The 13,929-nt window shown below is 39.2% G+C and carries 11 protein-coding genes; all 11 read left to right on the plus strand.

Annotation, left to right across the window (positions count from 1 at the left end):
* Positions 1–42: 42 nt before the first annotated feature.
* The 11 genes from IGI52_RS19065 to IGI52_RS19115 all read left to right on the plus strand — a co-directional run bounded on the left by IGI52_RS19065 (position 43) and on the right by IGI52_RS19115 (position 13,716).
* Positions 43–2,193 carry a glucosaminidase domain-containing protein gene (locus IGI52_RS19065; protein WP_438782112.1) on the plus strand — a complete coding sequence of 717 codons (2,151 nt, stop codon included), beginning with the start codon at positions 43–45 and terminating at the stop codon, positions 2,191–2,193.
* 59 nt (positions 2,194–2,252) lie between these two features.
* Entirely contained in the window at positions 2,253–2,831 is a 579-nt protein-coding gene (gene lepB, locus IGI52_RS19070) for a signal peptidase I (protein ID WP_438782113.1), read from the plus strand.
* A 28-nt stretch (positions 2,832–2,859) separates the two neighbouring features.
* Positions 2,860–3,636 (plus strand): hypothetical protein, encoded by a 777-nt coding sequence (locus tag IGI52_RS19075; protein ID WP_438782114.1) that lies wholly within the window; start codon positions 2,860–2,862, stop codon positions 3,634–3,636.
* On the plus strand, positions 3,636–5,216 hold the full coding sequence (locus IGI52_RS19080) for a hypothetical protein (RefSeq protein ID WP_438782115.1): 1,581 nt from the start codon (positions 3,636–3,638) through the stop codon (positions 5,214–5,216). Before IGI52_RS19075 ends, IGI52_RS19080 begins: the two co-directional genes overlap by 1 nt.
* A gap of 42 nt (positions 5,217–5,258) precedes the next feature.
* Positions 5,259–5,999: a hypothetical protein gene (locus IGI52_RS19085; protein ID WP_438782116.1), complete on the plus strand. Its 741-nt coding sequence runs from the start codon at positions 5,259–5,261 to the stop codon at positions 5,997–5,999.
* Between the two features lie 16 nt (positions 6,000–6,015).
* Positions 6,016–7,119: a hypothetical protein gene (locus IGI52_RS19090; protein ID WP_438782117.1), complete on the plus strand. Its 1,104-nt coding sequence runs from the start codon at positions 6,016–6,018 to the stop codon at positions 7,117–7,119.
* Between the two features lie 127 nt (positions 7,120–7,246).
* Positions 7,247–8,038, plus strand: coding sequence for a helix-turn-helix domain-containing protein (locus tag IGI52_RS19095; protein ID WP_438782118.1), 792 nt, complete (start codon positions 7,247–7,249; stop codon positions 8,036–8,038).
* Between the two features lie 104 nt (positions 8,039–8,142).
* Positions 8,143–9,918 carry an immunoglobulin-like domain-containing protein gene (locus IGI52_RS19100; RefSeq protein ID WP_438782119.1) on the plus strand — a complete coding sequence of 592 codons (1,776 nt, stop codon included), beginning with the start codon at positions 8,143–8,145 and terminating at the stop codon, positions 9,916–9,918.
* Between the two features lie 413 nt (positions 9,919–10,331).
* A complete protein-coding gene (locus IGI52_RS19105) occupies positions 10,332–10,598 on the plus strand; it encodes a SemiSWEET family transporter (RefSeq protein ID WP_016180392.1) in 267 nt (88 codons plus the stop codon).
* 298 nt (positions 10,599–10,896) lie between these two features.
* Positions 10,897–12,264 carry a Trk system potassium transporter TrkA gene (gene trkA / locus IGI52_RS19110; protein ID WP_016180393.1) on the plus strand — a complete coding sequence of 456 codons (1,368 nt, stop codon included), beginning with the start codon at positions 10,897–10,899 and terminating at the stop codon, positions 12,262–12,264.
* A gap of 12 nt (positions 12,265–12,276) precedes the next feature.
* Positions 12,277–13,716 (plus strand): TrkH family potassium uptake protein, encoded by a 1,440-nt coding sequence (locus IGI52_RS19115; protein ID WP_438782120.1) that lies wholly within the window; start codon positions 12,277–12,279, stop codon positions 13,714–13,716.
* Positions 13,717–13,929 lie beyond the last annotated feature (213 nt).

Here is a 13,929-nt window from a genome sequence, read left to right on the forward strand (position 1 = left end):
CAAACTATATTGAGTCAAGTACAAAATGAAAGGAACAAATACATGAAAAAGCTAGTGATAGGTATTTGTGGGTTGCTTGTATTTATCGGCGGGCTCGTCAGTATACACAGCGGCGTCTTAAAAGCAGGAGAGCTGACAAAAGATTCTTCTTTAATAGTAGAAACAGGAACGGTAGAAAGTCAGGTGTCAATTCCAGAAAGTAGCGAAGCGCGAGTAAATGACGTGAGTACAGTGGAATTGGAATCACCCATTCCCATGGAAGAAGTAGAAGAATCAACGGATCCACCAGAACCTTCTAGCAGTTCCGAATCGGAAGCCTTAAGTACGTCGGAAATTGCTTCTTCAGAAAGCAGCTCAGTCGATTCGTCAACGAACTCGACGGCTTCTTCGACAAATTCAAGTACATCCAGTTCGACGAAGCCTTCCAGCAGTTCGTCCAATTCAAGTTCGACAAGGCCGAGCAGTGCACCATCAAGCAGTACGCAACCAAATAAAACGAAGCCAAGCACGGCAACTCCGAGTAGTTCCGTGCCAACACAGCCGACCACAAGTAAAGATGAACCGAAACAGTCTATGGCTCCAATACCAGTTGTACCGAATGAGCCTGCCGCAGTAATGCCAGCTGCACCAAAAGATTCAAGTGTTCGACCGAACGCGTTTGTTGCGCCGACGGCACCGGATGCCTTTTCAGAAACCAGCAATTTAAAGCTGCCAAGTGAGCTGAAGGCAACGGAAGTTGCTCAATCCGATTTGAAGGGATTCGAATTACCGTTACTAAGCAGTCTTGAAAATAAAACTCATGGAGCATTAATCTATGAAGGGATCAAGCAACTTGGAACTGAACAGGAAGAAGGCTATGATCCGGAGCAATTAGCGACAGACATCTATCAAAATCTATTCGCGTTAGAGCTTGAAGAAAAGCCAGAAAAAATGCCTGAAGAAATCGAAGTGGGCAGTCTGTTATATCAAAAGAAAAAGGACAAGAACATTCTACTCGGTGTCTATCTTGGAGATGACTATTATTTGACTGTCGATGATGTAGAAGTCGAAAAAGAGGCGGATAAAGAAAAAGCGACAGAAGAAAAAGGAACGACTGATTCGGAATCTGATGAAATTGAAGCCCAACGTCAAGTCGTTATAGAAACGATTGATTTAGAAGAGGATTTATTAGTTCAAGAACTGCCAGAAACACCCTTGACCCAATATGGTGAAGAGATTCTAGCGGAATATCCTGCCTCAATGAACTTTAAAGAAAACGAAGGTGCTAAGAATTTTATTAAGAAGGTTGGAGACGATGCTCGTAAGTTAGGACAGGAGTACGATGTCTTTGCCTCAGTCATGATCGCCCAAGCATTATTGGAAAGTGGATCTGGAACAAGCACCTTATCTTTAGCACCAAATCATAATTTATTCGGGATTAAAGGAACCTATCAAGGTCAATCAGTTTCGATGGCGACTCAAGAGGACCGTGGAAATGGCGATCTTTACTCGATAAACGCAGCTTTCCGTAAATACCCAAATTATGCGGCGTCGCTGGGGGATTATGTAGAATTATTACGCGGTGGAATTTCAGGAAATGCTAGGTATTACAAACAAACGTGGCGTTCAACTGCGAAAAACTACCTACGCACCACAAATGCATTGACCGGTACTTACGCGACGGATACCACGTATGGCAAGAAACTGAATTCGATTATCGCGCTCTATCATTTGACGCAATACGATCAGGTGAAAACAGACGGCAAAGATTCGGGCATCTTCATCAAAGGCAAAGAGGCGATTCCAGCGGAGTACCGCAGTCGGATGAAATACCCGGACTACAATGGTGTGGACTACAACAGCTCCGGCTCTTACCCCGTCGGTCAATGTACCTGGTATGCCTTCAATCGTGTGAAGCAATTAGGCAAAACGGTCAATGATTACATGGGAAATGGCGGCGAGTGGGCGATAAAAGGTAAAGCGTTAGGCTATCAAGTCAGCCAAAAACCAAAAGCAGGTTGGTTGATTTCCTTTAAACCAGGTACCGTTGGTTCCGATCCACGCTACGGACATGTGGCGTTTGTGGAAGTTGTTCGACCAGAAGGAATTCTGATTTCAGAAGGAAATGTTTACGGCGGTACGGTGATCTCGTATCGAGTAATCGATACGGCTTTAGCAACATCTGACCAGGTATCTTATATCAAAGCGAAGTAAAAAGAATACCCAGTCAGACTTTATCTGACAATACTACTATACAAGGAGCACTGTAACTTATGGCAACTGTTCGATCACGTCAAACAAAAAAAGAAGAAAGTCCGCCTCACCGCTCGATCGCTAAAAGCCTTGTCTTAACGATTCTGACCCTGTTGTTATTAGTGGTTCTGTTTGTTTCCGGGCAGCTCGTTCGAAGAGAGTATAGCTTTCATCCCATCTCAGGAACTTCTATGAATCCAACCTTGACGGAAAAGGATATGGTTTTAGTGAAAAAAAGGGATCCGATTCACCGATACGATGTGATCGCCTTTTCCGTCAAAGGAGAGAATGGGAAATTTGTGAAACGAGTGATCGGGATACCAGGGGATACGATGTTTATCCGCAATGATCGAATGGTTTTGAATATTGGTGATCATGGAGATTTTGAGACGACTTATACGTTTCAATTATCTCCGGCTGTCGCGGAAGAATTTCAAGCGTTGACGAAGATTCCAAAGGGCTTGTATTTTACGACAGGGGATCATATTGATGTGTCGAAAGATAGTCGCACATTTGGTTTTGTCTACAAACGAGATGTTGAAGGGACAGTTCAGTTTCATCTTCCCTCCTTGATCAGAAAGCAGGCGGACAGCGAATGAGACAACACAACCTGCTGGAGGAGGAACCATGATGGTGATACTAGGGATAGCTAGTGCGGGCTTAATTATTATAGCTCTTATTTTAACCTTTCTAAGACTTGTCTTCGATTTACGGTTCGCTGCGATTCAAAAGGAATCCGATCAATCGCCTTTGTTTCGACGAAAGGTTAATTATCTCAGAAAACTCGAACAGACTCGCCACATTCGCTATTTACTTCTTACTTGTCTAGCCATCGGAATCGCGTTAATGCTTTTTATTGGTTCTTTTCTACTGTTGACTAACGACTATCAAAGTATGAAAAAGAAGACTGTTCATTTAGAAGATCGGTTAGAACGCTTGGAAGAGCAGCACAAACAGCTATCCGCCAGTATTCCTTTGAAAAATTATCCGGCAGAAGGAATTGGTCTCAAAGAATATGAGTGGGAGAAACTAACTGTGGAAAAGAAAGACTCCGCCTTCCAGCATCAAGTGGAAGCCGCTATTTCCCAAAAGACAAGTCCATATTTTGGTTCTTCTGATACAGAGGTTTCTTTGATTGTTCCGAAAGCAATAACACTTCATCTAAAAGGGCAAGCGAATGATAGAGGCGAAAAAGAAACAATTCAGAAGAATATTGATGCATTCGCGAAAGAAGCTGAAGGAGTTTCTGAATTGACCGATATCCATGTTCGGATGATCGCTTCTATAGGCAAAGAAAAGAAGATTGTTTATAGCGTGAATTACTCTCGTAAAAATAGTGAAGAGAACTTTAGTAAAAAAAGTATTTCCGAGCAAAATCTAAAGAATGATGGTGGGAAGGGTTAATGGCAGAGAACAAGAAAAAGCGAAAATGGCTATCGACGCAATCGCTGAAAGAATTTATCAACGATATTACTGAGGAAGAACTAAACGCAGAGGAACGATATATTGAAACAAAAGAGGTTCCAGAGGCGTCCTTTTCAATTGAGGAAGATAACCAAATTAAATTAGAAGGATCAACTCAAGAACAGGAGCAAGAAAAACGTAAATTCGCTCAACAATTAAAGCAAAGTGACTTTGAACAGAAGACAGAAATTCAGCAATTTCAGACAGAATTAGAAGCACTAAAAGAAGAAACAGAAATTCATGTTCATAAATTAGAGTTGGAAAATGAGTCATTAAGAGAAAAGTTGGCATTTGAGCGGATTCGATTAACTGACGAGCTGAAGGAACAAGAAAAGGAGTGGCAAACGAAACTTACAGAAATAGCTGAAGAAAAGAACGAGGCAGAATTAAACATCCAACAGCTCCAACAAGAACTAGAGGAAAAGCAACGAGAGTTAAACGATACAGTTGAGCGAATCAAAGAAGATGAAACTAAAGAAGAAACTGTCACCACAGACTTGAAGGAACTCACTCGACAACTTGCAGAGTACAAAAAAAATTATCAAGAGTCACAAGAAGAGAGCAAACAAAATGTAAAAAAGTTAGCTCAGATCCAAACGGAAATGGAGTATTACAAAAATGAACTCGAAGAGTTCAATCAGTTAAAAAAACAACATGGTGAATTGGAAAAAGACTACCAACAGTTACATACCATTAATAAAAAGAATGAGACAAAAATGATTGAACTTCAAGCTGAAAACGACATACTCGATGAGATGCTTGAGGAAAAAGATCAAGAAATTGAAGCGGAGCTGAAGAGTTTAAAGGAAAAAAACGCGAAGTACAAACGAACGATCCAACAATTGAACGAGCAGGTTGCTCAAAAGCTTGAAAATGCATTGGAGGAATCACAAATGGCGATTGATGAACAAGGACAAATTCTGGAAGAACAAGTACAAGAAGAACCTACAGAAACGATGGAACAGCTAGCTGCGGAGAAGGAAGCTCTCAACAGCGCCTTGTTTGATGCCCATGAAGAAATCGCAAAGCTGGAGGAGAAGACGAACGCGCTGGAACAGCTCGAGGCGGAAAAAGAACGACTGGCCAGTCGTTTAGCCGATGCGCAAGTCGAATTAAGCAAGCTGAAGGAACAAAAAGACGCGGAAGAAAGTCTTGAATTGATCCAAGCGAAGAAACAAGTCGATGAACTGATGGAAAAAAATGAACGCCTCAAAAAAGAAGTGGTTCAATCCCAACAAGAAATTGGCGAGGTGCTGATCTCAGCGAAGAAACAAGCCAATCGGACCGTGGAGGAAGCGCAAGTAGAAGCGAAGCACATGATCAGTTCAGCCGAATTGGAACTAGAAAATATCAGTAACCGGGCGAAAAAAATTCTTATCGAAGTTTCTGAATCAAGAAAAAGTGTGCTTTCCATTTATGATGATTTGGAATTCAAGGTAGAAGCCTTGTCGAACGGAACGCTGTTACAAGAGATAAAGAAAAAGAAGCACGATCAAAAGCTAGCGGATTATTTTGATTAAGCAGGAAACGAAACCAACGAGAGAAAAGGGGATAGAAACATTTTGATCATAAATTGGATTAGCGTGGTGCTAGTCATTTTGATACTGATTGTTTGGTTTCGGCGAATGGTCATCAAGGTGCAATTGCAGAGGCTGAAGCTGCCGCCAAATACACCCGCATCATTCCAACGGAAGTTGGAGATTGTCAAACAAGCGGAACAAGGTAAGCATGTGTCGTCCTTGTTGTACCTGACGATCTTATTAGCACTCGGCCTATTGTTGACGACCTATAGTTTGTTTCAAATGGAGGACCAGCTGCACGACATTACGGAGCGAAGCAATCAGTTAAAAGATGAACTGTATACGCTAAAAAAAGAACAGAAACAACTCATCAATAAATTGCCTATCAAAGTCTACCCCCAAAAGGGGATAGGATTGAAAGACTATCCATGGAAGGAATTGTTCTCCAATGAAAATCGGGAGAAACAGTACGAGATCGAGAGTGATCTTTCAGCGAAGGTCAGTCCGTATTTCGGTTTATCCACCACCTTGATCGTCTTGGATATTCCAACCCAAACACTAAATATTGCCTTGGCAGGGGATTCCGGCAGTGAAGAAAATCGCCAACAGATCAAGGAAAACATCAAAGCTTTCGCGAAAGAGGCGAAAGATGTATCGAACTTGACGCAGATCACGTTCCAGATGAATTTGATGAACGATAAGAATAAGAAGAAGACCTATAGCTGCACATTTTCTCGTGAGAAACCAGGTGAAGAATTCTCATTGATCCAAGAAGAAGAGTAAAGAAAGAAGGAGTATTATGAACGCACAGCAAAAAAAGAACGGTTGGTTTTTTAATAAGAATATCATTGACGAGATCAATTCAGTTCCAGAAGAAGAGGTTATGCTCGAGGAACGGCCTGCTAGTTTTGTTGAACCTCCAGTCAAAAAGCAAATGAATGAGATCGCTGAATTGAAGCAAGCACTAGTTGAAAAGGATGGACAGCTAGAACAGCTTAGAAATGAAACTGTGCTGGATAAACAGCGTTTAACGAAGGAAAACGAAAAATACAAGCAAGCGGTCTTACGTAATGGCGAAGAAAAAGCGGAAAATCGTCGCCATATCCAGGAATTAGAAACTGAGCTGCGCCGCAATCGGCAGGAAATTCAACGCCTTCAGGATAATAAAGAGACAGGCCATTTACAAGATCAGCTCGATCAAGCGGAAGCAAAAGTAAACACATTACAAGCATCTCTAGAAAATTATAAAAACATGGAACAGGATTTACAAGAAGCGAAGCAGCAATTACATGAAATGTCTATGACACAAAAAGATGAGGAGCTGGATCACTTTGATGCGGTTCAACAGCTGGAACGGCAGTTGGATAAATTGAGTGGCGAGCTCAACGAAAAAGAAGAACTGGTTGTTCAATTGGATCAATTAATCGCAGACAAAGATCAGCAAATTTTAGAAAAAGAAGAACTCGTTCAACAATTGATTGAAGATCAAAAGCATCACGATTCTGTGATTGAAAGTGAATTGATTGAGAAACTACAAACTCAAATTACGGCTATTAAAAAAGAAAATGAAGAATTAAAGCAAGAAGCCGTCCATTCGCAGCATGAAATCGGCGAAGTATTGATTTCAGCACGCAGACAAGCCAATCGGATGGTGGAAAAAGCTAAATTAGACGCCCAACGAATTGTTAAAAATTCGGAGGCGGAACTTCAAACCATCCATGATCGCGCAAGAGAGATTTCTTGTGAAGTAGATGAATCACGCCAGACTATTTTGAGTATCTATGAAGAAATGAAGAGCCGAGTTGATCAATTGGCTCAAAGAGATGTACCCGATTTGGATGAAATTAAGGGACGGTATGAGTATCCGAAAGTTTCTGTGATGACTCGAAAAGAGCAGCAATAATTAAGTGATATAGGGAGCATTGCATGGAAGGTGTTTGTGCCGAACATCATTGTTTCCCTTGATGTACATAGTGTTTCAGTAAATTAGCTGAATCATTATTAATAGATAAAAAGGGGAGATTATTTTAATGAATCAAGTGTTGATTCTGACTAGGAATATTTTAGCTGAAAAGGAAATCCAGCATAAGTTACAAACTTTGAATTATGAGGTTTATTGTTCATCGAGAATTTTTGAAAAATGCAATCAACAGATAGAATCACTGGATTTTTTGAACTTTTTTCAATATGTCGTTTTAAGTGAAACGATCTGCGAATCGGAAATCATGCAATTGGTTCCGCGTTTTAAAGAATATTCCATACGAATTATTCGTAAGGTAGAAAAAAAGGTAACGGAAATAGATCATCATTATTTAGAAAAAAAATTAATCAATGCAATTATTTCAAATGATGATTCTATTGATGAGCTTCGGGAATGTTTCCATATGTTGAAGCAGCAAAATCATCCCGAAGAAACCTTTGAGAATAAAAGGTTTGTACAATTGTCAGATAAGGTGTCATTAATCCGGCCAAATAGCATGCAGGAAGAAGTATTACCAATTCAAAATAATTATCAGTTGATGGAAGCCCTACACAACCTGTCACAGACTGAGACGAAAATACTAACAATTCTAATTCAGGCGGAAGGCGGGATAGTGACGAGGGAAAAGATTTGTCATCAAATCTGGGAGGAAGAAGTCAATCGTTCGCATCTAGCCTCCCTTTCCAGCACCATCACACGAATCAAAAGTAAATTTGAACATGCCGATATGACAAATAAAGCGATCCATACCTTATGGGGAAAAGGGTATCGAATCAATTTAGAGTTATTGGATCAAATTAAGAAAAGTGCTTCTTTTAATAAATTAGTTTTAAATGGATAGTTCACTAGCGAAGGATTCGCAGTGTTGGAAACCTAATTTCCTTTACAAGATGACAAAATAAAAAAAGTAATTTATCCTGAAAACTGATTAAAGGGAGAGATAAAATGAAAAAGAAATGTTTAGCTAGTTTGACTTTGGCAACAATCGTAATGCCGACAGTTTTTTCAACACAATCTGTCAGCGCAAATGATAATGGATTGAGTACGACAGAGGTGTCCCAAACGGGTCAAGCACTAGCATCAACAGATACTTCTGCGATACTAGAACAATCACCTGCACCAGAGACAATAAAGGAGCAAGCTCCTGACCCTGAGGTAGTTTCACCTGCTCTACCAGAGCAAACACCTGTAGCTGAAGCAGTCACAACTGCTGAACCGACTGCTCCAGCTACCCAGGTAGAAGAGGTGGTAACGGTATCAGAAAATCAACAGAATAATGAAACATCAGATGGGAATGTTCAGGAACAAAAGGCTGGTATTCAACCGCAGGATGTTAATCCGTTTCCACCAAATATTCCAACAGATTCTGCTCCGGCAATAAACATTATCCCTGTACAAACGATTTACAGAGGGGATGTAAACTATGATCCGATGGCTGGTGTACATGCGATGGATAAAACAGATGGGGATATTACTTCTAAGGTTACTTATACTGGTAGTGTGAATATTCATGTTGCAGGAAAATATACGTTGGTTTATTCTGTAACTAACTCAAAGGGGCAAACGGCTTTTCAAACGGTCATTGTTGATGTGGTTGATAAGCCTAGCATGTATTTTATTCAATTAGGAGATTTTTCTGTACCACAGGGAACAGATTACATCGAACACATTCGTAAATATATTATTATCAAAGATGTTGACGGTAAAGTAATTCCGACTGAGTCAGTAAATATTCAAGTCAGCGGATTTCATTCAACAGAAAAGCTAGGTATTTTTAAAGTAGAAGTAGCGGTCCTCTCAAAATACAATACGATTACTAAAAAAGTAATTAATGTTAGAGTTTTTGATACAAGTAAGGTACGTCTTGATGTAAAAGAAAATAACGTTGTATTGAATGTGGGAGATAGTTTTGATCCATGTGACTATTTCAAAGCATACAATATTGACTATAAGGGGACAGAAACGCTTTTAAACCTCACAAACAATGATAAAAATTCAGGTTTATTTATTAGACATAATGATGTAGATACAACAAAACCAGGAATTTATAGTGTCATGTGCAGTGCTAGAAGTACCTCAGGCGCTTATGTTGCGAAATCGATTCGTGTGTATGTTCTAGCAAAAGAGAAACGAGTGCCGGAAATTTTGATTGATAATAAGCAAATGAATGTTGGGGATAAATTAACAAAAGATATGATCCTTGCCTGGGCAAGAACAGAGGATGAACAAGATGTTATTACTGGCTTTAAGGTTGTTAATGGAGAGATCAAGGTCAAAGTCTTAGATGATACCTTAGTTGAACCTGGCGTTCATCAGATTACTTTCTATGCTATAACACCAGAAGGAGAACGATCAGAAAAGACAATAACTTTGACAGTTAGAGCAACAGGTGTGTCAGGTGATGGTGCAAATACATCAAAAGATCCAACGAATTCAATAGATAAAGGGAATTTAACAGAAAAAAATCCAGTTGACACTCAAGGAAAAACAAATGATAAACCTGCAAACATACAACACCTGAATGTGAATATAAAGGAAAATGATCAAAAAGGAAATGGAAAAGTCAAAGGAACTAATGAAATAAACTCAAGAAAATCAGTATTGCCAAAAACAGGTGATCAATTGAGTAGTAAGCTATTATCAGTGACTGGTCTGATTATGATTGTGGGAATATGCATGACCTTCTTTAAAAGAAGAAAAGGAACAGGTGCTAAGCCCTAGTTATAACAGGAACGCGTTCAAAATCATCCATCATTCGAGATTTAGCGGTTAGTTCTCATTAATGATTTTTTCAATTTAAGATGAAAAAACTAAACTCTTTTTTAGCAATAAAAATAAACACTATTTTCTTTTCCTATGTGCCCCACAAGAATTTTGAATGCCAAATTGAATGCCATTTTGTTAATTTTTGTTGATATTTAGTGATATGTTGAATCCGTCTAAACATTGATATAAATGGGTTTTGACAGATAATGCGACCTAGTGATTTGGCTTCCCATCTGTACCCAGTCGCTCAAGAAGCTTAATCGAGTATTGAAGTCCTAATCCTGATTACAGGGTTAGGGCTTTTTTTTCGCTTCTTTTTTTATTTGGGTTAGTATTTTACTAATGAAAAAAGTTTTGAGGTGTGTTTATTGAATAAGAAGGATCGAACAGTACTGATTTTTGGAAGGATCGCTTCGTTTCTATCGGTGATGATGTATGTTTCATATACCCCACAGATTATGAATAATTTAGATGGAAATAAAGGTAATCCAATACAACCCTTAGTAGCGATGATTAACTGTATCTTTTGGGTCATCTATGCTACGATGCAGAAGAAAAAAGATTATCCAATTATTGTTGCGAATATACCAGGTATCTTTTTAGGTGCCATTACATTTCTCACAGCGATAATATAGCGTAGATTAATGTGCAAAGAGTATTTTAAGTAGTAATTTCTGCTTAGAGTGCTTTTTTATTTTATATTCAGATGGAGAGGCTCGTCGAAAAAACAAGTATCCTTTTGCAAATTTTTGTTTACTTTTTCCCTTAAATGGTGTGGATTTTATAATAGTTTTGTTTTTTTCTTGAACAAACCAAAAAATCGCTTTATTTTGAATAATTATGGAAAAATCCTTTTTGCAAAGTCCGTTGTTTTCCTATGTAGAAAAGGCTAGAATGGAGGATAAGAATATCAATTTTTAGCTGGAGGATAGAATGAAAATTATTGTTTTGGGTGCTGGAAAAGTCGGCAAAGCGCTGACTCAGCATTTATCTGATGAAGACTATGATTATGATGTAGTTGTCATTGATTTACATGCTGAAAAGGTCGAGGCAATCGTCAATCAGTACGATGTATTAGGCGTTGTAGGCAATGGAGCTTCTTATGATATTTTATTGGAGGCTGGCGTTAATGATACAGACATCATTATTGCAGTGACAGAATCGGATGAGCTAAACATTTTAGCTTGCTTAATGGCGAAAAAAATGGGGGCTAAAAATTCGATTGCTCGTGTTCGAAACCCTGATTATTTAAAACAGCGGTCCTTTATGCGGGATCAGCTTGGGATTTCTATGATCATTAATCCAGAACTGGAAGCTGCTAATGAAATTCGTCGGATATTGTTGTTTCCTTCGGCGTTTAAAGTGGATACCTTTGTTGGCGGTAAGATCGAGATGGCAGAGTTCCGCTTACGGGAAAATGCGAAATTGATCAATGTGCCGTTAAATCGTTTGTATAAGATTTCTAAAACCAATGTATTGATTTGCGCAGTTCGCAGAAAAGACGTGCTGATCATTCCTGATGGCAATACAGTCCTTGAACAAGGAGATCGCATCCATGTGATGGGACAACATCGCGATTTAGTTCGGTTTTGTCATGATATTAATTTATTTGAGCAAAAAACAAAACGAGTGATTATCGTCGGCGGTGGAAGAATCGCCTTTTATTTGTCGCGCCAACTTGTAGAGCAGGGAATCGAAGTAAAAATTATTGAAAATAATCCGAAGCGTTGTTTAGAGCTTTCGAGAAAACTCCCAGATGTGACGATCATCGAATCTGATGGCAGCGATGAGGAAGTGTTGATCGAAGAAGGAATCGAAAATGTGGATGCTTTTGTCGCTCTAACTGGTTTAGATGAAGAAAACATCGTGATTTCTTTATATGGCAAACAAATGAAAGCCAAAAAAACGGTCGCAAAAGTTACTCGGACGAATTTTATGGACGTCTTAGATCAATTAGACATTGATAGTATCATTTCGCCGAAGAATATTATCGCGGGACATATTCTGCGTTTTGTACGCGCAAAGAACAATAAAGACGAGGACGGCGGTGTAAGAACGCTTCATCGCTTAGTCAATGACGAGGTGGAAGCGATGGAATTCGTAGTGACACCGCAAACCTGCTTCTTAAATAAAAAAGTTTCTGAGGTTAATTTGAAAAATAATACGTTGATTGCGGCGATCTCAAGAGAACGAGGTTTTGTGATTCCAAAGGGGGATACCCAGATTCGCTTGAAGGATCATCTAGTCGTCATAACAACTAATCGGAAAATTTGTAATTTAAATGATCTGGTAAGGAAATAATGGTGAATCATAATGAATAAAAAAATGGTTCTATTCACATTGGGAAAATTATTAAAGGTCGAAGCGGTTCTGTTGCTTCTTCCGTTAGTAGTCTCCTTCATCTACCAAGAGCACATCGGCCTTTCCTATGCGATCGTAGCGGTATTTGTTTTCTTGATTGGGTTATTAATGAGTCGAAAGCTTCCGAAAAATCGTAATATTTATGCTAGAGAAGGGTTCTTCATTGTTGGAGTCAGCTGGGTTCTTTTATCGGTTTTTGGTGCCCTTCCTTTTATGCTTACTGGAGAAATTCCTTCTTTTACGGATGCTTTTTTTGAAACTGTTTCTGGTTTTACCACGACAGGCTCATCCATTTTATCTAATTTAGATGGCTTAAGCCATGCAAGTCTATTCTGGCGAAGCTTTACTCATTGGGTTGGTGGTATGGGAATATTAGTGTTCACTGTCGCCTTCATTCCGCTGGCCTCTGGACGCACAATGCACATCTTAAAAGCTGAGATGCCTGGTCCTGTTATTGGTAAATTGGTTTCTAAGGTTCGAGTGACTGCTCGAATTCTTTATGTGATCTATGCTGCGTTGACCTTAGTGCAGATTATTTTGCTGATTCTGGGAGGTATGCCAGTTTTTGACAGTATTTTAAATTCGTTTGCGACTGCTGGAACAGGTGGCTTCTCCATGTCTAACGAAGGGATCGCAGTTTACAACAGTGCGTATATTGATGGCGTCATTACTACCTTCATGATTCTGTTTGGAATCAATTTTAATCTGATTTATTTCTTTTTGATCGGAAAAATTGCTCCGGTTCTGAAGAGTGAAGAATTGCGAGGCTATTTAGCGATTATTGCAGGTTCGACTCTTTTGATTACGCTCAACATTGCTCCACAGTTTCCGTCTTATTTGAAAGCATTTCGTTATGCGGTGTTTCAAGTGGCTTCAATCATCACCACAACAGGCTTTACCACAACCAATTATGACAAGTGGCCAATGTTTTCTCAAACGATCTTGCTGTTATTAATGTTTATTGGTGCTTGTGCGGGCTCAACCGGTGGTGGAATCAAGGTTTCTCGGATCATTATGCTATCAAAACAGGCTATCCAAGAGTTGAAAAAAATGATCCATTCTCGTAGTGTAACGACTTTGAATTTTGAAGGAGAGGCGATCGCGCCTAAAACGATTAGTAATGTTTATTCTTATTTAGTTCTCTATCTATTGGTGTTTGCAGCGTCATTGCTTATTTTGTCTTTGGAAAATCTTGATTTTCAAACAACCTTTTCTGCTGTTGCAACCTGTATCAATAATGTTGGTCCTGGATTTAAGGCAGTAGGTCCAACGGGAAACTTTGGCTTTTTATCAGATTTTTCTAAGTGGACGCTTTCCTTTGCGATGCTGGCAGGCAGACTGGAAATTTTCCCGATTCTTTTACTTTTTTCAAAATCACTTTGGAAGAGTTAATGGTCAAAGAGCGTATGTTAAAATCTTATCTCGTTTTGAGGTAAGATTTTTTATTATTCATGTGACATTGAAGTAGTAAACTAACCGAGTCGGATTTTTAGTGACTGGCAAAATCCAATAAAAATTTGGCTCTTTCTTGGCAAATGGAAAAATAGTTCCCCGAATAGACGCTTTGGTAAAAAATAAATTTTCTTTTTTGTTTTGAAAAAGAAC

The sequence above is a fragment of the Enterococcus sp. DIV0187 genome, from assembly GCF_051713785.1.
Lineage (GTDB): Bacteria > Bacillota > Bacilli > Lactobacillales > Enterococcaceae > Enterococcus_A > Enterococcus_A avium.